The organism is Paraburkholderia sp. BL6665CI2N2 (genome assembly GCF_004366535.1).
Classification (GTDB): Bacteria; Pseudomonadota; Gammaproteobacteria; order Burkholderiales; family Burkholderiaceae; genus Paraburkholderia.
In genome coordinates this window covers 749,567-769,056 of record NZ_SORC01000002.1, presented here as the reverse complement: position 1 = coordinate 769,056, position 19,490 = coordinate 749,567, and the positions used below count along the sequence as shown (strand labels likewise).

General features: G+C 59.7%; 20 protein-coding genes and 9 pseudogenes. 9 read left to right on the top strand and 20 right to left on the bottom strand.

Annotation, left to right across the window (positions count from 1 at the left end; genetic code table 11):
• The first annotated feature begins 101 nt into the window (after nucleotides 1-101).
• Nucleotides 102-1,160: a GSU2403 family nucleotidyltransferase fold protein gene (locus tag B0G81_RS41370; RefSeq protein WP_106285707.1), complete on the top strand. Its 1,059-nt coding sequence runs from the start codon at nucleotides 102-104 to the stop codon at nucleotides 1,158-1,160.
• 449 nt (nucleotides 1,161-1,609) lie between these two features.
• On the opposite strand, the pseudogene B0G81_RS41365 reads toward B0G81_RS41370, so the two are convergent.
• From B0G81_RS41365 to B0G81_RS45705, 6 genes and pseudogenes are all read right to left on the bottom strand, one after another.
• A pseudogene (locus B0G81_RS41365) lies at nucleotides 1,610-2,042 on the bottom strand (DegT/DnrJ/EryC1/StrS family aminotransferase); the annotation flags it as partial.
• Nucleotides 2,032-2,310, bottom strand: a complete 279-nt coding sequence (locus tag B0G81_RS41360) for a hypothetical protein (protein WP_134143331.1) — start codon at nucleotides 2,308-2,310, stop codon at nucleotides 2,032-2,034. The gene B0G81_RS41360 and the pseudogene B0G81_RS41365, both read right to left, overlap by 11 nt.
• Nucleotide 2,311: 1 nt before the next feature.
• Complete coding sequence (nifT, locus tag B0G81_RS41355) at nucleotides 2,312-2,530, bottom strand: putative nitrogen fixation protein NifT (protein ID WP_106285728.1); 219 nt, start codon at nucleotides 2,528-2,530, stop codon at nucleotides 2,312-2,314.
• A gap of 211 nt (nucleotides 2,531-2,741) precedes the next feature.
• Nucleotides 2,742-3,176: a nitrogen fixation protein NifZ gene (locus tag B0G81_RS45715; protein WP_308705958.1), complete on the bottom strand. Its 435-nt coding sequence runs from the start codon at nucleotides 3,174-3,176 to the stop codon at nucleotides 2,742-2,744.
• 219 nt (nucleotides 3,177-3,395) lie between these two features.
• Nucleotides 3,396-3,650 (bottom strand): annotated as a pseudogene (locus tag B0G81_RS45710) (nitrogenase cofactor biosynthesis protein NifB); the annotation flags it as partial.
• A gap of 107 nt (nucleotides 3,651-3,757) precedes the next feature.
• On the bottom strand, nucleotides 3,758-4,123 hold the full coding sequence (locus B0G81_RS45705) for a hypothetical protein (RefSeq protein WP_347877476.1): 366 nt from the start codon (nucleotides 4,121-4,123) through the stop codon (nucleotides 3,758-3,760).
• A gap of 501 nt (nucleotides 4,124-4,624) precedes the next feature.
• Here B0G81_RS45705 and B0G81_RS41340 point away from each other — a divergent pair.
• The 3 pseudogenes from B0G81_RS41340 to B0G81_RS41330 form a co-directional block, all read left to right on the top strand.
• Nucleotides 4,625-5,067: pseudogene (locus tag B0G81_RS41340) on the top strand (transposase); the annotation flags it as partial.
• A gap of 21 nt (nucleotides 5,068-5,088) precedes the next feature.
• Nucleotides 5,089-5,604 (top strand): annotated as a pseudogene (locus B0G81_RS41335) (nitrogen fixation protein FixA); the annotation flags it as partial.
• Nucleotides 5,601-6,230 (top strand): annotated as a pseudogene (locus B0G81_RS41330) (electron transfer flavoprotein subunit alpha); the annotation flags it as partial. The pseudogenes B0G81_RS41335 and B0G81_RS41330, both read left to right, overlap by 4 nt.
• A 552-nt stretch (nucleotides 6,231-6,782) precedes the next feature.
• On the opposite strand, the pseudogene B0G81_RS41320 reads toward B0G81_RS41330, so the two are convergent.
• A pseudogene (locus tag B0G81_RS41320) lies at nucleotides 6,783-6,983 on the bottom strand (transposase); the annotation flags it as partial.
• 65 nt (nucleotides 6,984-7,048) lie between these two features.
• Between B0G81_RS41320 and B0G81_RS41315 the strand changes: the two are divergent.
• Entirely contained in the window at nucleotides 7,049-8,299 is a 1,251-nt protein-coding gene (locus B0G81_RS41315) for an IS256 family transposase (protein ID WP_106314916.1), read from the top strand.
• Between the two features lie 37 nt (nucleotides 8,300-8,336).
• Here the strand turns inward: B0G81_RS41315 and B0G81_RS41310 are convergent.
• The 5 genes and pseudogenes from B0G81_RS41310 to B0G81_RS45700 form a co-directional block, all read right to left on the bottom strand.
• A pseudogene (locus B0G81_RS41310) lies at nucleotides 8,337-8,953 on the bottom strand (IS5 family transposase); the annotation flags it as partial.
• A gap of 467 nt (nucleotides 8,954-9,420) precedes the next feature.
• Nucleotides 9,421-9,564, bottom strand: a pseudogene (locus tag B0G81_RS45200) (IS110 family transposase); the annotation flags it as partial.
• 1 nt (nucleotide 9,565) lies between these two features.
• Nucleotides 9,566-10,352: pseudogene (locus B0G81_RS45195) on the bottom strand (IS3 family transposase); the annotation flags it as partial.
• 79 nt (nucleotides 10,353-10,431) lie between these two features.
• Nucleotides 10,432-10,956 (bottom strand): group II intron maturase-specific domain-containing protein, encoded by a 525-nt coding sequence (locus tag B0G81_RS41295; RefSeq protein ID WP_134143849.1) that lies wholly within the window; start codon nucleotides 10,954-10,956, stop codon nucleotides 10,432-10,434.
• A 48-nt stretch (nucleotides 10,957-11,004) separates the two neighbouring features.
• Nucleotides 11,005-11,175 (bottom strand): hypothetical protein, encoded by a 171-nt coding sequence (locus B0G81_RS45700; RefSeq protein ID WP_347877484.1) that lies wholly within the window; start codon nucleotides 11,173-11,175, stop codon nucleotides 11,005-11,007.
• Nucleotides 11,176-11,837: 662 nt separating this feature from the next.
• Here B0G81_RS45700 and nodB point away from each other — a divergent pair.
• The 4 genes from nodB to B0G81_RS41265 all read left to right on the top strand — a co-directional run bounded on the left by nodB (nucleotide 11,838) and on the right by B0G81_RS41265 (nucleotide 15,850).
• Nucleotides 11,838-12,515 carry a chitooligosaccharide deacetylase NodB gene (nodB, locus tag B0G81_RS41280; protein WP_106285703.1) on the top strand — a complete coding sequence of 226 codons (678 nt, stop codon included), beginning with the start codon at nucleotides 11,838-11,840 and terminating at the stop codon, nucleotides 12,513-12,515.
• Nucleotides 12,512-13,870, top strand: coding sequence for a chitooligosaccharide synthase NodC (nodC, locus tag B0G81_RS41275; RefSeq protein WP_106285702.1), 1,359 nt, complete (start codon nucleotides 12,512-12,514; stop codon nucleotides 13,868-13,870). The genes nodB and nodC overlap by 4 nt, the downstream gene beginning before the upstream one ends.
• A gap of 273 nt (nucleotides 13,871-14,143) precedes the next feature.
• Nucleotides 14,144-15,058 carry a nodulation factor ABC transporter ATP-binding protein NodI gene (gene nodI, locus B0G81_RS41270; RefSeq protein WP_106314630.1) on the top strand — a complete coding sequence of 305 codons (915 nt, stop codon included), beginning with the start codon at nucleotides 14,144-14,146 and terminating at the stop codon, nucleotides 15,056-15,058.
• Nucleotides 15,059-15,061: 3 nt separating this feature from the next.
• The gene (locus tag B0G81_RS41265) at nucleotides 15,062-15,850 is read left to right on the top strand and encodes an ABC transporter permease (RefSeq protein WP_106314629.1); all 789 of its coding nucleotides are present in this window, start codon (nucleotides 15,062-15,064) and stop codon (nucleotides 15,848-15,850) included.
• An 80-nt stretch (nucleotides 15,851-15,930) separates the two neighbouring features.
• Here B0G81_RS41265 and B0G81_RS45190 read toward each other — a convergent pair whose 3' ends face one another.
• From B0G81_RS45190 to nifX, 8 genes are all read right to left on the bottom strand, one after another.
• A complete protein-coding gene (locus B0G81_RS45190; protein ID WP_243856888.1) occupies nucleotides 15,931-16,113 on the bottom strand; it encodes a hypothetical protein in 183 nt (60 codons plus the stop codon).
• A 143-nt stretch (nucleotides 16,114-16,256) separates the two neighbouring features.
• Nucleotides 16,257-16,760 carry a DUF2325 domain-containing protein gene (locus tag B0G81_RS41255; protein WP_243856887.1) on the bottom strand — a complete coding sequence of 168 codons (504 nt, stop codon included), beginning with the start codon at nucleotides 16,758-16,760 and terminating at the stop codon, nucleotides 16,257-16,259.
• Nucleotides 16,761-16,813: 53 nt separating this feature from the next.
• Entirely contained in the window at nucleotides 16,814-17,146 is a 333-nt protein-coding gene (locus B0G81_RS44275) for a hypothetical protein (protein WP_243856886.1), read from the bottom strand.
• Between the two features lie 298 nt (nucleotides 17,147-17,444).
• On the bottom strand, nucleotides 17,445-18,005 hold the full coding sequence (locus tag B0G81_RS41245) for a nitrogen fixation protein NifQ (RefSeq protein WP_106285698.1): 561 nt from the start codon (nucleotides 18,003-18,005) through the stop codon (nucleotides 17,445-17,447).
• Between the two features lie 11 nt (nucleotides 18,006-18,016).
• On the bottom strand, nucleotides 18,017-18,328 hold the full coding sequence (gene fdxB / locus B0G81_RS41240; RefSeq protein ID WP_134143846.1) for a ferredoxin III, nif-specific: 312 nt from the start codon (nucleotides 18,326-18,328) through the stop codon (nucleotides 18,017-18,019).
• Nucleotides 18,329-18,353: 25 nt separating this feature from the next.
• Complete coding sequence (locus tag B0G81_RS41235) at nucleotides 18,354-18,554, bottom strand: CCE_0567 family metalloprotein (RefSeq protein ID WP_106285696.1); 201 nt, start codon at nucleotides 18,552-18,554, stop codon at nucleotides 18,354-18,356.
• 23 nt (nucleotides 18,555-18,577) lie between these two features.
• The gene (locus B0G81_RS41230; RefSeq protein ID WP_106285695.1) at nucleotides 18,578-19,063 is read right to left on the bottom strand and encodes a NifX-associated nitrogen fixation protein; all 486 of its coding nucleotides are present in this window, start codon (nucleotides 19,061-19,063) and stop codon (nucleotides 18,578-18,580) included.
• Nucleotides 19,056-19,469 (bottom strand): nitrogen fixation protein NifX, encoded by a 414-nt coding sequence (gene nifX / locus B0G81_RS41225; RefSeq protein WP_106285694.1) that lies wholly within the window; start codon nucleotides 19,467-19,469, stop codon nucleotides 19,056-19,058. Before nifX ends, B0G81_RS41230 begins: the two co-directional genes overlap by 8 nt.
• Between the last annotated feature and the right edge of the window lie 21 nt (nucleotides 19,470-19,490).

Sequence of the window (19,490 nt, the reverse complement as noted above, 5' to 3'; positions counted from 1 at the left end):
GGGCTGAGCCGGTATCAGTAGTTTCCGAAAAACTACTGATACCGGCTTGCCTGGTATGGAGTATTATTCTCAGTAATTTATAAAAAACTACTGAGATAACCATGGTCATCTCTGCAACTGGATCCCTCTACACCCTTCACGAGACTGCGCTACATGCGATGTACGCCGACCTCGAACGCGTCGCGCAGATACAGGATAAGGTTTTCATCGGTGCACCCGGGACCATCGTCCAGCACCGCAAAGGCGAGGCTGAGTACTACGCGCGTCAGTATCTCGATGGCGACGGCCGGCAGCGGCAGGCGTATCTCGCGGGGCCTGTCGGCTCGCCAGAGGCGGACACGCTCAAACAATCGGTGCAGAACCGTATCGACGAGGTCAAGGCTGTGATCAAGACCGTGCGCGAACTCGCCAAGCTCAACTTCGGCGTAGCCGATGCGAAGACCTATGCGACCGTTGGCGCACTGTTCAACCACGGCGTGTTTGCCGCGGGCGGCACGCTGGTCGGCTCCCACGCGTACGGCGTGATCCTGAACCGGCTCGGCATCCGCGCGGCAAGCTATCACACCGAGGACATCGACATCGCGCGACGCGAGCAGCTCGCGCTCTCCGATATTCCGGCCGGCGGACTTCTCGAAATCCTCAAGCAGACGGGCATCCGGTTTGTCGAGGTGCCAGGGCTCGACCGATCGGCGCCAGCAACGTCCTTCAAGGAGGCGGGAGCGTCGCGTTTTCATGTTGACCTGCTTGTGCCGTCGGCCGACGAGAATTTTACAATCCGGCCAGTACCCGAACTTAAGGCGCACGCCGCCGGCCTCCCCTACCTTGCCTACGTCCTTGGAACCTCGCAGAACGGCGTGCTGCTCTCGCGCCACGGTGCAGTGCCGGTACGCGTGCCAGACGCCAACCGGTTTGCCGTACACAAGCTGCTCGTCTCCCAGTTGCGCACGAACGACAACACGAAGTCTCTCAAGGATCTGCAGCAGGCTGCCGTTGTCATCGGCTTTCTCGGTGAGCATCATCCCGGCAGTATTGAAGATGCGTGCGAAGCGCTCCCGGCCAGTGCGCGCAGTCGCGTCAAGCGTGCAGTCGCGCCGCTCGAAAGGCTGCTTGAAGCGCATCCGGCAGCCCTCGACGAAGTGCGAGAGGCGCTCGCGGACTAGCGCGGTGTCGATGTCATGTCATGTCGAATCAATTAATCTTCGATTCTCTTTTATGTCTACATGAACGCCCCCGTTTGCGCCAGATGTTCGAGGTCTTGACGAATAGGATGGGCTGCAGCTGTACATCCGCCTCTTTGCAGCTTCCGCTTCGCTGCCGGCCCCTATGAAATCCGCTGACTCACGCCTCATTCAAATCGCGAGCTTGTGAAACTCAGACATAAAAGCAGGTTTCGTGAATCCCGGGTCCCGCCCGATTTGTCATTACACTCGAATGCCGCCGCAACTTTTGACGTTCCATCCCTTGAATCGAGAACCCCTTTAGCAGACCGATGAAACCATGCTGGCCTAACACTGACGTAATCCTTCCGGTAGGGCTGTTGATGTGGGAAGGAAATTCGAAGCCGCCTGCAACGAATTATTTCTCAATGTTCGCAATCAACGAGGGCGGCGGCAAGCTCGCGCAACGGTCCCCAGGCCGCCGAATGCCCGTTGGCATTGCCAGCGAGAATTGCGCGCGTGCGCTTACCGATCTTCCGCTGTACCTTTGCCACGTCGAGGCAGCCGCTCCAGTAATCAATATCGGCAAACACCGGTGCCGTGTCTGTTAGGGTGATCGCGTGCGCGACCTGATGCCACGTGTGCGACGCGCAGATAACTTCGTCGCCCGGGCCGATGCCGAGCGCACGCAGCACAATCCAGGTGCCGAACGTGCCGTCGCCACGGCCACCGCGTGGGCGCGGTCGCTCCAGCCGGCAAGGCAGCCTCAAACGAATCGAGCATTGGTCCATCGCTCCAAGGCGAACATTGCAGTACTGCATGGACGAGTTCGCTCTCTCGCGCCCCGCAGGCTGGCTCGCTAAGTGTGATTTGGTCAGTCGCCATCGCAGGCTTCCTCCTCGGCCACGATGAGCATATCGGCCTCACTTGCCTGTGCCGTCACAGACACGCAAAACCCTGTCGACGTCGCGAGATAGACGCGGCGGCCACGAAACTCGAGAACCGGCTTTTCATTGCGCAGTTCGACCGCGCCGATCCGCATGACACGCACGTCGGGATAGCGCTTTCGCCAACTTGCCGCGGCATCCAGCAGCGTCGGTTCGTTGAGAATCAACTGGGCTATCACACAAATCTGATTTGCTGTGAGCGCCATGTCAGTCGTGCCCGCCCGCCACGCGCCACGCTTCTACAGTGACCGGAAGCGTAGTGTCGGCAGCCATCTCTGGCACCTGGAACCGCCAGCCGATTGAGAGCATAATGAGCCCGCTCCACGTCTGCGCCTGAGCGATGCAGACGATCGGCTCATCCAGATCCTTCTTCGTCACGTAGGCGCCGAGAATGCCTTTTCTGTCCTTTCGAATTATGAGTTTCACGTTGAGACCTCCTGGGTTGGTTGCAAAAATTTGCGCCGCAGGTACGTGCATCGCTTCGAACTAGCGGCGCGAGCAAAAGGCGCCGGCCCGCCGGGCGACGAACGTCCAGCGACGAACACATGGACTTTCATAGGCAGAACTCGTCTTTCTCGAGCAATGGTCGCAGCGCGGCAGCATCAATTTCGTCCTCAGTGCAGCCGACGCCTGCCCATCAAACTCGACGAGGTACACCGGTTCGCCCGGTCTCGATCACACGCCCCACATTGGCGATCCCGCCGAGCGCGCCGGCCCTCACAAGACGCTCGCATTCGCCCCGTCCGGGATAGCCACCGTCGTTGCAAACGTCGTGCAGTGGCACCACGCGCATTCTCCATGGAGCGCGCTCACCCAACCGCGCGAGCACGTCTTGCGAACGGTGGTCGAGCGTACATAGTTCCTTCGCGCGCATGCCGACGCAATGATCGCGTTCGACAAAGTGAACCGCATAGATGTAGAACCGCTGCAGGAACGTGTCGATTCCGGTGACGTAGCCCACGTCGCCTTTGCTCAAGAGCAGCTCACCCATGGCCTTACCGGTGTACGTACCGTCGTTGCTGATCGGGAGCGGGCGATCATCCGCACGGCACTGCCGGCAATGGCGCGTCAAGTTCGCGCCGCCCTTGCAGGCGTCATGCCCGGCCTTCAGCTCGCGCGCAGTGGGGCCGCGCTGGCCGTGCAGGCCGAAATACGTGCCATGCTCTGGGTCTGAGATCATCGGCATGATGTTGTGCAGGAACGCGCCTCGCCTCTTTACCTCGCGATTTACCTCGATCAGGAGTTCGTCGTTGATGCCCGGGATCAACACCGAGTTGATCTTCGTCAGTACACCACGCGCAGTCAGTATCTCCAGCCCCTCCATGTGCCGCGCGTGAAGGAAGCGCGCGGCCTCCTTGCCCGTGATTCGTCGGTGGTCCCAGAAAATCCACGGATAGATCTTTTCGCCGACGACGGGATCGACCATGTTGATGGTGATTGTCACGCAAACAATGCTGTTTTTGCAGATCTCGTCGACAAAGTCCGGCAACGCGATACCATTCGTTGACAGGCATAGCTTAACGTCCGGAGCGCGCTCGCGAAGCATACGGAACGTGTCGAACGTTTTCTTCGGATTGGCTAGCGAGTCCCCGGGACCCGCAATGCCGAGCACGGTCAACTGCGGAATCCGGGCCGCGACGGTCGTCACCTTTTTCACGGCTGCTCCGGCGCCCGTTTCTCCGACACGACGCCTGGCCGCGACTCGTTCGAACAGTCATACTTGCGGCTCCAGTAGTTGCATTGGATTTTGCAGGCGGGTGCCACCGCTACGTGCATGCGCGCATAATCGCGATGCGCTTCTTCCGAATAACCTGGGTGATTACTGATCTTTTCCCATACTTCTGCCGACATGCTCTCGGGCGCGTCGGACGGACCGCAGCTCGATTTGCCTGTGCCGCCGTATGAATCACAGCCGCCGCCCCGGACAGATGCGTCTACGGTCGACACCAAGGGCAGTGCCTGCCGAACGCCGATATAGGCAGTCGAGGGCGGCGTGCTGGCGTTCGCGCAGTCTTGCATGATATCTCCCTGCAACCAAAAGTGGCGGCGCAATACGCAATAGCGAGATCCATGCCACTCACTCGAGCTCCGCTAATGCGCGAGTCCCGCGATATCCGATAAGTTCTGTTGTCGTGCGTCGGCCCCCAAGCCCGACAACCACGCCCTATGCGTCGCTGTTACAACAAAAGTCACGCGCTCCACGTTTCATGTCCAAATTTTTTTGTTTAACTGATTATCGCGAGTGTGCGTCAAGCGAACATGTGCGACATTCTGTCCGCCAGCGGATGGAACCGATCGAGCCGCCTCCAGCGCGGCCGCATTGTCCGGAACGGGACATTCGCGACACGAACAATCGGACGATGCACCGCCATAACCCGACATTGTGCCGGTCAACATCCCGCAAATTGTGCTCCGACTGTAGATGCTCGCTTGGCACAACGTCCCGTGTAAGCGGGGTTTGAGGGACAGCCGTTATGGATATCGCGTTCATTAACTTTGGCAGTGGATGCAATGCGCGGAATGGATGAGATGCAGGAACCCCTGTTTACGACGGTCAAGCTGGAGGATTTCGTCCCGGCGGATCACTCGCTGCGACCGGTCCGGCTGCTGGTGAATGACGCGTTGAGACGGCTCAACGGGCTGTTTAACGTCATCTATGCCGACACCGGCCGGGCTTCGATTGCACCCGAGAAGCTGCTGAGGGCGTTGCTGCTGCAGGTGTTCTACTCGTGCGTAGCGAACGCATGGTGATGGAACAGATGCGCTACAACCTGCTGTTCCGCTGGTTCGTCGGACTGGCGATCGAGGACGACGCGTGGGACCACTCGGTGTTCTCGAAGAACCGCGACCGGTTGCTGGAGCATGAAGTCGTGGAAGCGCTCTTTACTGAAGTCATGGGCCTGTCCGACAAACGGGGTCTCCTGTCGAGAGAGCATTTCTCGGTGGTCGGTACGCTGATTCAGACATGGGGGATTGCAAATGCACAGGCAGTGGACATCATCTTCGCCGGCAAGCAGACCATCGATGGCGACACTGCCCAGGTCGGCCCCGCTATCGCGATGCGATTGGGCGTCCAGTTGCTCACGTATGTATCCCGGATCGTCGAGACTGACCTCGACGCGCGCACGATCGTAGTCGAGCGCCGCGCCGAAGGCGGTGTGCAAGTATTGAAAACCGCACTGCCCTGTCTCGTGACGATGCTCGAGAATACGAACGAGCTGCGCTTCGCGACACTGCCCGCGATGATCCACGCGGCTGGATTCCCGGTGCGCAAATGGAATCGCGAGCAGGCCGGCATTGAGGACGTGAGCAAGATCGGGCTGAAAGGTTCACCTACCGTGGTCAGCAAAGTGTTCGCGCCGACGCCGCGCGACGAAAAGGCCGAGATGCTCGAATTGGACGCGTCCAGTCTGCGCGACGTGTCGCTGAAACTCGTGCACAAGATATTTGCTCGCCATCCGACATTGGAGGCGGACCTGTTGATGAAGAGGGCCTCATGAACTCGCCCGCTGCCTCTGAAAAGAAGCCGTCCGCGCCGGTCAAACGGGCCGCCGGCCGTAACCTCGATCTGCCCGAACATCTGAAAGCCTACCAGGGTGTCTGGGTCTTTCTCGAGCACGACCACGGCCACGTGCATAGCGTGTCGTGGGAGCTGCTCGGTGAGGCGCGCAAGCCCGCCGACAAAGTCGGCAGTCGTGTCGCTGTGGCCGTGCTCGGCGGTACCGACGAGCCGCTTGAGCAGTTTGCCAGTGAGGCGTTCAGTTTCGGCGCGGACAAAGCGTATGTGATTCACGACCCTGTGTCGCTCGGCTATCGCAACAAACCGTTCACGAAGGGGCTGACCGACCTGGTCAACAAGTACCGCCCCGAGATTCTGCTGCTCGGTGCAACCTCAATGGGCCGGGATCTCGCCCGATCTGTCGCAACGACGCTCTTGAGGGGCCTCACCGCCGACTGCACTGAGTTGAACATTGACCCGGCCTCGCGCGCACTGGCGGCCACACGGCCGCCTTTCGGCGGCTCGCTGCTCTATGCGATCATGACGCTCGCATACCGCCCGCAGGTGGCGGCGGTGCGCCCACGAGTGATGGTGATGCCGCAGGCGCAGACGGGTTGCGGCGGCGAGAACGTAACGTTGCCAACGACGAAGGCGATTGGAACTGCATCTTCGGCACCGAAACTATGGGTTCTTTACGACCATCTGGGACACTATTTTTCGCACGAGTTACTGGCCGAAAAAGGATGAGTGCCGGAAGTTGGCCTCCGCGACCAGCCCGAACCGCTCAAACGTGCGCGACTACTTCATTTTTCCGTTTGATCAACACCGCTGGCGCAGAGCTAAAGTCGGAAATGGTGTACGGGGAGTAAAGTAGAAAGAGCTGGTTGATACGCTGGAGCAAATCGCATCACGCGTCCGGTGTGCTCCCACTCCATGCGTGCGCAGCTTCGTCAGGTCGACCATTACAGAGACAGCTGCCCTCAGGTTCGGCGCGCTATTGACCTCAGCGACACGTGTGGAGTTGCACCATCAATTCGGCATGGCCTTATATGATGTGAGGGCAATTGACAGAGCGATCAGTAGTTCTGCAAGGGGCGACTTCATGCCTGATGTCCGCGAGTTGACTCAAGTTCATCCTGTCGAAATCACACTTCGCGGGTTGTTTCACGTTAGAGCGTGTTAGGAACTTTGAAGTACTGGCACGGCATGGACGAGCATGAGCATTGGGAAGACGACGAAATGAAGCCCGGCGAGAGTTTCGGGTAGCCGCTCATAGTCACGTGCGAGACGGCGGAAGCGGTTGAGCCAGCCAAAGCTGCACTCGACCACCCATCGCCGGGGCAGCAGTACAAAGACTTTTTTCGTCTCCTCGAGTTTGATCGAGGGTGTAAAAAGTTTTGTGTAAACGGTCATTTGGCAGGAGACTGCCAGCAACAGGAGCATAGATGACCGTAGCGAAACGCAATAAAAGAGAGAAACCCGATGCTGAACTCGTCAAGCTGGCAGACAGCCTGCTGGCGAATTACCAGAAGCCGGAAGACCTGATAGGCGAGAACGGCCTGCTCAAGCAGCTTACCAAGATGCTGGTGGAGCGTGCGTTAGAGACGGAGATGTCCGAACACCTGGGCCATGGCAAAAGCGAAACGGTGACCAATGCCACGGGCAACACCCGTAATGGCCATAGCGCCAAGACGCTGCAGGGGGAGTTTGGCGAGTTGCCGCTCAATATCCCGCGCGACCGTCAGGGGGCGTTCGAGCCGAAGCTGGTGGAGCGCCATCAGACGCGCTGGACGGGCTTCGATGACAAGATCATTTCGCTGTATGCGCGTGGCCTGAGCGTGCGCGAGATCCAGGGGCACCTGGAAGAAATGTACGGCACGGAGGTCTCGCCGACGCTGGTCTCGGCGGTCACCGACGCCGTCAGTGATGAGGTGAAGGTCTGGCAGGCCCGTGCGCTCGACGTGCTTTATCCGATTGTCTATCTCGACTGCATTCACGTCAAAGCGCGCGACAGCGGCGCGGTGCGGACCAAGGCGGTGTACCTGGCCATCGGCGTGAACATGGCCGGCCACAAGGAAGTCCTGGGCCTGTGGATCGCCCAGACCGAGGGGGCCAAGTTCTGGCTGCAGGTGGTCACTGAGCTGAAGACGCGCGGCGTGCAGGACATCTTTATCGCCTGCGTCGACGGGCTTAAAGGCTTTCCTGAAGCCATCGAAGCGGTCTACCCAAAAGCGGCCGTGCAACTGTGCATCGTGCATATGGTGCGCAACAGTCTGAACTTCGTGCCGTGGAAAATGCAGCAGGAAGTCGCCGCCGACCTGAAGACGATTTACACTTCATCGACCCTCGAACTGGCCGAACAGATGCTGGGCGCCTTCGAGGCCAGGTGGGACAAGGACTATCCGTCCATCGGACAGAGCTGGCGACGCAACTGGGCACGTGTGATTCCGTTCTTCGATTACCCACCGGAGATCAGGAAGGTGATTTACACCACGAATGCCATAGAATCGATCAACATGAGCCTGCGCAAGGTGATCAAGACCCGCAGCTCGTTCCCGACCGATGAGGCCGTCACCAAGCTGTTTTACCTGGCCCTGAACAACATCAGCAAGAAGTGGACGATGCCGATCCGCGACTGGAAGGCCGCACTGAACCGCTTCACGATCCAGTTCGAAGAGCGGCTGGTGCCGGGTTAAACCTCAACCCGTTTACACAAAATTCCGGACACCCCCGTTTGATCACCTGCAGTTCAATGTCTTCGTCCAGTGCTGCCTGCGCTGGCTCTTTACCCGTGTATCCCTTGTCGGCCAAGACCACCTTAACCGTGCGCCTCGTTACCTGCTGGACCTGGCGCGCAAGCTCTGCTACCTCCGCGCCTTCCTGTTCATTGGCTGGTGTCACGTGTACCGCCAGCAACTGTCGCATTATGTCCACCGCAATGTGTACCTTGCTGCGGCGTTTGCGCTTATAACCGTCATAGCCCGCACGCGGGCCGCTCTCGCAGGTCGACTGTATCGTGCGCCCATCGAGAATGACCGCACTGGGCTGTCCCCGACGGCTAGGGCCAGGCGTATCAGCGAGCGCAGGTCGCTCACCATGCTCTCGAAGCAGCCGGCCTGCAACCAACGTTGAGTTTGCTGATACACCAGTTCCCACGGTGGAAAATCATTGGGCAGCATCCTCCACGGCGCGCCGGCACGAGCCATCCAGCGCAATGCGTCAAACATGTCGCGCAGCTCGTATTTGCGCTGGGGCGCCTCGACGTCCATCAACGTCAGATACGGTGCCGCGAAACTCCATTCTTCGTCCGACACATCAGTTGGATACCCTTTGCGGTCTGCCTTTTTCATTCCTCTAGGATACCAGGTCGCGCTCAAAGTTCCTAACACGCTCTTCTATGGGGAACTGAAAGTCAAGCCCGGTTCACGATCAACATTCTGTTATGCGATGTAAGCCTCCTTGTTCGGTCTCTACCGCCAGCCTGCGCGATCACTTACCATGACCAGACGCAGGCTGGCGCTAAAGACCGGTGCGTGAAGGACGGTACCGACGCTCATCGCGTAAGCCTTGTTGCAGCCTGGCATGTCAATGTCATTCAGGTCAGGGTATCTGTTGGCCGGTCAGTGCCGGGTCGACCTTCTATCCGTGCCGACCTGACAGGCCGGTCACCTCATGCCGCGTGCGCGAAGCGCTGGAGCTACCCTGTTACCGACGGCGCCCCATCTAGGGAAACGGCCTCCCGCAGTGGGTAGCCCGAGCGTGTTTCGGGCGCGTTGACCTTTAGATGCTGTTGCTGCATCCGACGTCATTCAATCATTCAGGCCCTCACGGTGTTGACGTCGCGCGGCTTGAGTATCGCGCCAACGGGGATCTCGCCGTACTCGAGATAACGCCACAGGGCGATCGCCAGACGGCGTGCGAGCGCGACGATACCGATGCGCCGCATCCGCTTGCCGGTACCGGAGATGCTGACCCAGGCACACGTGGGCGCCGACGCTGAAAGCGAGATGCCGGTTCGGTTTGCGGTCGAAATTGAATGCGAACGGCTCAGGGGAGACTTGCTCGTCACGATTTGCCGAGCCATAGCGGAGCATCAGCCAATCGCCCTTGCGGATTGTCCGACCCCGGACGTTGGTGTCGGCAGTCGCTGTGCGCATGAAATGACGCACCGGCGATGCGTAGCGAAGGGTTTCATCGATAAACTGCGGAATCAGCGAACGATCCGCCTGTAGTCGCGGCAATAGCTCAGGGAAGCGGTTCAACGCCCACATCGCGACCGATATGGACGACGAAACCGTATCATGTCCTGCTGCGGCGATGATCACGTAATAGCTGCCCCGGTCTCTATGCATAATTACGCCGGCGTCAGCACGGCGCCGGAACCACGCCATTGATGGTTCGAGTTCGTCGTCGCAATTTACTTGCGCTTGTGGCGGGCTCGAATGCCATGCTGCGCCGTCAGCTTGCGAACCAGCTCTTTGCCCACGCGCACGCCTTGCGTGAGCAGTTCCTTCCACATGCGAGGCCAGCCGTACTCTCCCTTGGTCTGCGTGTGAATCGCCTTGAGGTTTGCGAGCAGTGCGTCGTTACTCACGCGGCCCCGGGGCGGCTTGGCCTCTGTGCAGTGCGTTGCCGGCGCTGCTGATATCCGCTTGTACTGACTCCCAGCACTTCGCATAGCACCGAGACCGGCCAGTGGCGTCGATAGCGCTCGATGAACGCGTACTTCACATCGACTCCTTGGCGAAGTGTCGAGTAGCCCGGCGGAACTTCCCCGCCGAGCCCTCACAGATCACGTACGTGAACCTCTCGGTTCATGCGGCTCTTGTCATCCAGCCGATGGCAATACCCCCAGCTTCCAGTGGTACAGGACGCCCGGGGCACGTTCCACCAATCGCCTGAGCCATATCCGGGCCCTAGCGCGACTTCGCTTGAAACGGCGGTACTTCCGCACCGCCCATTTCGCCAGAATGTCGTTGAGGTGGCCTATCACACGCTTGAACACGCTCATATAGAACGCCGCGTAGTAATTCCACCATCCTCGCAAGGTGGAATTGACCCACTGTGCAATATCTTCGAACGCAGCATCCGTCCAGCGGCCGATACTCCACACCCGCATTTGCTCGCGGATGCGTTTCGCGGCCTTGCTACTGAGCGCAGGACTGAAGCTGTCGAAGTAAATGCCGCGCTTGCTTTTGGCCAGCCGACCGCGGAAGGTGTATCCGAGAAAGTCAAGGCTCGTGTTGGGATAGTCCTTCTTGCGATACCCATTCCGGCAGTACACGATCCTCGACTTCTCAGGACGCAATTCCGGGCCACAGGCCTTTAGACGCGCACCGATTGCCGCATGCAACCGTCTGGCTTCGGCTTCGCTTTTACAGTGGACCAATCCATCGTCGGCCTACCGCACGAAGGACGTATCCGGAAAGTGCCTCGCCATCGAGGTATCAAAGGCATAATGCATATAGAGATTAAACAGTACCGGGCTGACGACACCACCTTGCGGCGTGCCCTGCGTCCGCGACACCATTTCCTGCCCCCTCATCATTGGCGCCTTAAACCAGCGTTCCACGTACACCTCCACCCATGTGCAACGAGCATGCTGCCGCACCGCTTCCATCATGAGTTCGTGATCAACATGGTCAAGAACCCCTCGATGTCGAGATCGAGCACCCAAGCGTAACGCCAGCATCGCTGCCGTGCAGCCGAAAGTGCTTAATGCGCCGACCGGCCAGGACGATATCCTTAGCCATCCTACTGAAACACCGGCTTCTCGACGGGTTTCAGATATCGTTTGGCTACCATCTGCGCGATTCTGTCCGACACCGTCGGGACGGTCATCGCGAACTGCACACACGCCCAACGATCATTTGGGTTGGGCAAGATCTAACATCCATTTCATCCACTTACTGTAAAACGCATTTCTCAACGTATCCACGTTATAGATGAAAGGTATAAACACAATCGATTTTACAAATCAATTGGTGTGTTGCACAGTGAAACCCGTCGTCGCGGAAATGGAAATCGAAGTTGATTGATCGAATACTTCATATTTATAAACCTAAGTAGTACGACAGATTTAGGTATGTCATCCATGATGCCCACACTTTCGGATGTATCTCTCGACACGCCACCTAAGCTTACCGAAACCGTGCCCGTCGCGGCCTTCCGGATGGGACGATCGACCGTGGAGCCGCCTACTGGCTCGATAATTGAACGAAACGGGCCAGATCTGTGAAGGTCCTCGATTGCGTATCCGAGGCGCGCGACGAGTGCCACGATCGCGCCGGACGTCGCGACGTCTACTTGACGTTTGACGACGGCCCTAATCCACTTTGCACACCGGACGTCCTCGATGTGCTGGCAGAACACCGGGTGCCAGCAACGTTCTGCGTCATCGGTGCGTACGTAGAGGACCACCCGAAGCTGATCCAGCGAATGATCGCGGACGGACACGAGATTGCCAATCACACGATGACTCATCCGGATTTGTCTGGATGCGAACCTGATGAAGTACGACGCGAAATATTGGACGCGAACAGGATCATCCGGATGGCGTGTCCCCAGGCCACAGTTCGGCATATGCGTGCCCCTTACGGAATATGGACGGACGAAGTGGTCGTTGAAACGGCAAAGGCGGGGCTGGCGGCTCTTGACTGGTCGGTCGACCCGCGTGACTGGTCTCGCCCCGGCGTCGATGCGATTGTCAGCGCAGTGCTGGCCTCTGTCCGGCCTGGCGCAATTGTGCTCTTGCACGACGGATGTCCTCCCGGCGAGTCAGGACGGTGCTGTCATGCTGGGCTGCGCGACCAGACCCTCATGGCGCTTTCCCGCCTGATTCCAGAACTGCATGACTGCGGATTTGTAATCAGCTCGCTACCCCAACCACACTGGCCAAACCGACATCTATGAATGCCATTGCCACAATCAACACTGCCGCAGTTTTGTTGTATACACTACTCTCGACTGTTTACAAAAGCGCACAGGCCCTCCATGGCCTACCGACGAGTGGTCCGGCGAAGTCGCCCAATGCCGCCGACTCCAACTTTCTGCCGGACGTGGACGTCATCGTGCCGTGCTTTAACGAGCGACCGAGCACGCTCTCGGCGTGCCTGGAGTCCATTGCAAACCAGGACTACGCCGGAAAACTGCGGGTCTATGTGGTCGACGACGGCTCTGGCAATCTCGACGCCGTGAGGCCGGTATACGATGCGTACACGCGCGACCCGAGATTCAACTTCATTGCGCTTCCCCAAAATATGGGAAAGCGCAAGGCACAGATCGCCGCGATACGCTCTTCATCCGGGGAACTGGTACTCAACGTCGACTCGGACACGACGCTGGCACCCGATGTCGTCAAGAAGCTTGTATTGACAATGCGAGATAGGACGATAGGCGCCGCCATGGGGCAGTTGACGGCCAGCAACCGGAGCGACACCTGGCTGACCCGCCTGATCGATATGGAGTACTGGTTGGCTTGCAACGAAGAACGCGCGGCCCAGGCTCGCTTCGGCGCCGTTATGTGTTGCTGCGGTCCATGTACCATATACCGACGGTCCGTGCTTCTTTTGCTATTAGACCAGTACGAGACACAATTTTTTCGCGGGAAGCGGAGCGACTTCGGCGAGGACCGCCATCTCACAATTCTCATGCTGACCGCAGGTTATCGGACCGAGTACGTTCCGGACGCCATTGCGGCGACAGTCGTTCCGGACAGACTGGGGGCGTATCTGCGCCAACAACTGCGCTGGGCGCGCAGTACTTATCGGGACACGTTGCTTTCGCTGCGCCTGCTGCCCTGTCTCGATCGCTACCTTACGCTGGACGTGATCGGACTGAATCTGGGCTCGCTATTTCTCGCCTTTTCGGTCCTAGCGGGGCTCGCGCAGCTCGCATTGACAGCGACAGTGCCGTGGTGGACTGCCCTGATAATCGCATCATTGACCATGATCCGCTGTAGCGTGGCATCGGTTCGCGCTCGCCAGATTCGATTTCTTGGCTTTTCTCTTCACACACCTATTAACCTCTTTCTCTTGCTCCCGCTGAAAGCCTATGCGCTGTGCACATTGAGCAATAGCGATTGGCTGTCCCGTGGCTCTGCAGGCAACGTATCGAACGTTCGAGAAAAACAGCTCGAGACTCCGGATCCGGTTACAAAGCCGAACGTGACTTCAGCGTCAAGCGCTGCGACTCCGCACCGTCGACCGGATCACGCGTGTGAGTCTTCAACATTAGCAACTTTTGACGAAGCATCCGATGGCAATTAGTTAATCGGACATATAGGATCTCGAATATTGCGCCACCCCAGAATCGCTCACCGTCGGTAGTCGTCCGCTTGAGTGCGATCGTCTCACGCAATGGCTCAATTGCCGTCTTCCCAACGCGAGTGCATTCACCGGAATCCTAGTACTCCATTGTCAGTAACTCTTCCGCATGGCAAGCGACGATCTTCTATCGGCCAGGGCGTTTTCAATCGGGCCGCGGCAGCAGAACGGCTTCTTTTTCTCTAAGACGAGCGCGTAATTTTCCTTCTTATCCCCATGTCCAAAGCAGCAATCAGCTTCGCCAGCGTAAGGAAGTCATATGGCGACAAGATCGTAGTCGACGGATTGTCGTTCAGCGTCGCGCCTGGAGAGTGTTTCGGTCTGCTAGGGCCAAATGGCGCGGGCAAGAGCACGACGGTGCGTATGGTGCTCGGCATGGTGCCGCCCGACGCAGGCAAGATCATCGTGCTCGGGGAGCCAGTGCCGGCGCGCGCTCGCTCGGCACGTATGCGCATTGGCGTGGTGCCACAATTCGACAACCTCGAGCCCGGGTTCACCGTGCGCGAGAACCTTCTGGTGTTTGGCCGCTACTTCGGCATGAGCACACGTGAAATTGAAGCGATCGTGCCGTCGCTGCTCGAATTCGCCCGCCTCGAAAGCAAGGTCGATGCGCGCGTCACCGAACTATCCGGCGGCATGAAGCGGCGGCTAATGCTGGCACGCGCGCTGATCAACGATCCACAGTTGTTGGTCATGGACGAGCCTACAACAGGTCTCGACCCTCATGCGCGCCACCTGATCTGGGAAAGCCTGCGTTCACTGTTGGCGCGCGGCAAGACGATCCTCTTGACCACCCATTTCATGGAAGAGGCCGAGCGGCTGTGCGACCGACTGTGTGTGCTGGAGGAGGGGCGAAAGATCGCCGAAGGCGGGCCTCGCGCGCTGATCGCAGAACAGATCGGGAGCCACGTGGTCGAGATCCACGGCGGCAATCCGCATGAGCTGCGCACGTTGATCGCGCCGCACGCGCAGCGTATCGAGGTTAGTGGGGAGGCCCTTTTCTGCTATGTGTCCGATCCGGAACGGGTGTGCATACAGTTGCGCGGGCGCACGGCGCTGCGCCTTTTACAGCGTCCAGCAAACCTCGAGGATGCCTTTTTGCAGTTAACCAAGCGCGGGATAAAGGAGTGAACGATGAGAGACTTTTATGCAGCAACCCTGCCCGCGAACGTGTGGAACTGGGTTGCAGTGTGGCGTCACAACTATCTGGCATGGAAAAAAGTCGCGTTTGCCTCGATTCTCGGTAACCTTGCCGATCCTATGATTTATCTGTTCGGCCTCGGCTTTGGTTTCGGGATAATGGTAGGTCGCGTCGATGGCGCATCTTATATCGCGTTTCTCGCGGCGGGTATGGTCGCGACGAGCGCAATGACCTCCGCGACCTTCGAAACGATTTACGCAGCTTTCTCTCGCATGCATGTTCAGCGCATGTGGGAAGCGATCCTCTGTACACAGCTCACGCTCGGCGATATCGTTCTCGGTGAACTGGCATGGGCCGCCACCAGGGCCTTTTTTGCCGGCATTGCCGTCATGGTGGTAGCCACCGTGCTGGGTTATGCCGCGTGGTCATCCATTCTCTACGCATCGCCTGCCATCGCCCTGACCGGCCTCGCCTTCGCGAGTCTGGCGATGATCCTCGCGGCGCTTGCACCCAGTCACGATTACTTCGTGTTCTATCAAACGCTCGTCCTCACGCCCATGGTGCTCCTGAGCGGCGTGATCTTCCCGATCAGTAAGCTACCTGCCGTTTTTTGCGACGTAGCGCGCTTCTTACCGCTGGCACATTCCGTCGACCTTATCCGTCCCCCGATGCTCGGACGCCCGGTGAGCTATGCTGCCCTGCATATTGGCGCTCTCTGCATTTGCACGGTGTTGCCGTTCTTCCTGTCAGTCGCGCTGTTACGTCGACGCCTCATGTCTTAATGCTGCGATGGCCAGTACGAATGAGTGGGAAATCACCATGTCATATCAACGCGAACGCTTCGTGCATCCGCGCACGCGCCTTATGCGCCGACAATATCCCCGCAGCCCGATATGCAACGGAAGCGAGTCGCGATGTGGCCGAACAGCAGCGCCAGCGCGCTGCTGTTCGCGTACGACCTGTAGTTATGCTCGGCGAGCCACACCTCGTGGTAGCCGAACGTCTGGGCGGCAGGCGCATTACGAACGGTTTGCGTCAGGTGCATCGCGCGTCGCCGTCGGGGTTCTCGACGTTGAGGAAAAGGCCGTAGCGTTGTGCGGAGTCCGACATGGCCGGCCCTCTCGTGGAAAGACCACGTCAAAGGCAGTTTTGCGCCCACATCTCGCGCTATGTAAAGTCATGACGACGTCAGCCATGCCTCAGGCAGAAGCGCGACGCTGCGACCACGCCGTGCGGCTGGGCAGGCCGAGCCCGCAACACGCCCGCAATGAAGCTCGTCACGCTCGACGAACGCAAAGCGGACCACGGCGCGCGGTGACGCGCGCACAACCGCCGCAGCGCGACCAGCGAGTCCGGGTCGATCAGATCCAATGGGCACAGCACCCGGTAGGCGCCTGACAGCAAAGCCGCGAAGCCTTCGGCACGGCCATCGTCGTCGATGGTCCCGGTGTGATGAACGAACTCGCCTCCGGCCGCTTCCACCAGCGCACGCAGCACGGCGTTGATGCTTGGCCGCCCGCCTACATAAACCCATCGACGCCCGCTCAATGCGCGCGTCAATGCGCGGCCGTCGAGCAGCGCCTGCTCAACCGCGAACAACTCGCGCTGCAGGGTCGCGACATGTGCCCGCGCGCGCTCCAGCGACAGGCTCGCACTGCTTTCGGGAAGGCATGCGCCGCGGTTCTGATTCATGACGGGCTGCGCTTCGGATTGCACCGTTACGGCAACGGCAGGCGGCATGGGTCTCATGGCGAGCGCCTCGTGGCATGGCCCGCAAGCCGTTCGCCCGCTGCCGGGGTGAGAAACCAGCTACGCACCGTGTCGTACGTGTAGCGCGTCCGGCCGGCATGACGAGCGTGCGGCGCCAGCCGATGCTCGGACAGCGGCTCCGCCCAGCCCACGAAGTCGGCCACCCGCGACGCGACACAATCGAAGCGGTGATCGAGGCGTGCAAACAGCGGCATAAGCCTGAGCCGCTGCAAGTGGTACAGCGCCAGATCGCGCAACCCCGCTTCGTCGCAGATCGCGAGTAACCGGTGCAGCGATTGCGGCAGCGCGGGCACGCAGGCGGGCGGCAATGCTCGGGCGCGCTGCCCTTGCTGCTGCGACTGCGCAACGGGCCATTGCAGCGTCAGGCAGCAGACCCGGGTGCAGGGCGTACAGCGAGGGCGGGGCCCCGGGGACGCAGCAGGTCGGAACGAATCCATAGATGTGTAAGGTTTGTGGTTCGATTTCTCGGTTGAATGCCTGAATAGATAACGATGAGCATGCTTAAGCAAGTCCTGCGCCCTCTCACTGTGAATCTACCGAAGAAGCCTGGCAAAGCGGACCGGCGACGCACCTGCTCAACGGGGGGCGCGAGCCGGGCATTTTTGCCTACTCCGCTCCAAAGCAAAGCGCATGATCCGAACAGACGCCACAACTCGGCGCCTTGCAGATGAACAGGCCCTCGCGCTCGCACAGTTGCTTGTAGAAGAACTTCTTCCACTTCATGTCATGCGTATTCTTCGCGGCCAGCCGCGGAAACCAACGGCTAATCAACGCGGACAGCTCGCGCCGCGACGGCAGAAGCAGGTCTTGCCAAAGGTGGTTTTGCCCGAGGCTCGCGCAGGCCAAGGCATGGGCCACGCAGTTCGCCTCGTCTGCCGGGCCGGCGCGCGGATCGGCATGGTGATTGAGCAACGCCACCAGATCTTCGAGTTCGTCATCACGCGGCATCGTGGCGGGCGACAAGACGTACGTAAGACCGAGCGCCGGCCCGGCACCCGGGAACCAGCGCGCGAGCATCCGGCGCGTCTGGTCGGCGTCCAGTCCGGGCATCGGCAGCACATCAACGCCGTGGTGCTCGAACCCGCTCGACAGCACGCCGGCCAGCGCCAGCACGGTGGGATCACCCGCATCCACCGCGCACGCCATCAGGGTTGCATAGGCGTTCATCGTGGCATCGCTCAGAGAACGGCCGCCGCGTGCGTGTAGCACTTTTTCGGGCAGATCTTCGCGCACGCGGTGCAGCCGACGCACAGTTCCCGATGCACGATAGTCATCACCTTCTTCTCGTACTCGTCGTCTTCACCGTCGCCGTCGCCGTCCAGCGCGATGTGCGCGCCGTCCTCGTCAAGCCCGACCAGTTGCAGCACGCCACGCGGACAGACACGGAAACAGCGTCCGCAACCGATGCATTTTTCTTCGTCGAGCCTGTTGACGAAGGTCGGCGTCCAGGTGGCGCCGCTCGGCAGCGTAACGCTGAAGGTATCGCTCATGACGTGGCTCCGTGGCTTCGCTGGTTCAGGCCGCTGCCGCAGCGGCAGCCGTGCGGGCTGTCATCAGCGCGGCGTGGGCGTCATGGCAGCGCTGGGCGACAGCGAGAATGTTCTCCCAGTTGGTCGGGAGTTCCTCTGAGAGGTCGTGCAGGTCCAACTTCGCCTGGGTCGCTTGCGCGTTGAGTTTCTTCAGGTGCGCCTTGAGTTCATCGGCATCGGTGCTCATCGTCTCGGTCCCTCACGATTCCTTCAGGCGCCGTACTGTGCGACGGCGGGGTACGTCCGGATCACCTCGACCGCTTCGTCGAGAAGCTTTGCGCCCGCCTCGGCGAGCTTCTCCAGCGAAGCGAAGCCGAACCGGTGTACGTCGCGCAACTGCTTGTTGACGACAACGAGCCGCCCCGCGAGCAAAACCATGCGGCCGAAGCCCTCGTGGCTCATCTTCATCATCGGCGAAACCATGTGGCCGGTCTCACGCTCGATCGCCACCGCAATCGCGCTATAGAAAAGATCGAGCCGCCACAGCGTTTCGGGGTCGGGGTCGCCCATGATCGGAATCGCGCGGCGTTCCTCCGGCGTGTGGATGTACGGCTTGAGCAGTTGCAGGTCGGTCTTTCCGTCCCACACGCCGTGGGTGTCCTGCGCGCGCAACTGCCTAACGAGCTGCTGCACGAACGGTGCGACCAGCAGCATTTCGTCGCTGGCCTTGGACGGAATTGCGGATGATTCAGCCATGGGATACCTCATCGTCTTCAAAGTCGTATACACGTTCGCCATCCTTCGCCAGCGCCTTGCGCAGCCACGGCGGCGGCGTGCCCTTCAGCACCTGTTGCAACTTGCCGAGAATCTCCCCGATGGACTCGGGCCGCGGCACCTTGATCGGGTGAATCTTCAGCGCAACCACTCGAGCCGCGGCCGAGCCGCCGATTGCGGCGACGTACAGGATCGCGCAATCCTTGACGGCTTCGAGCTTCGGCGCGAGCTTGTCCTCGTCGCCGTCCTCTTCGAGCTTGTCACCAAAGTCGAACGCCTCGACAAACTGGTAGCCGTCCGGTGTGACGTTGTAGGTGACGATGCTCCTCGCCCAGCCAAAATGCGCATCGACGAACTGCCTGTCCTGGGTGGCGAACGCGATCTTCATGCTGTGTGCTCCTTTAGGTGG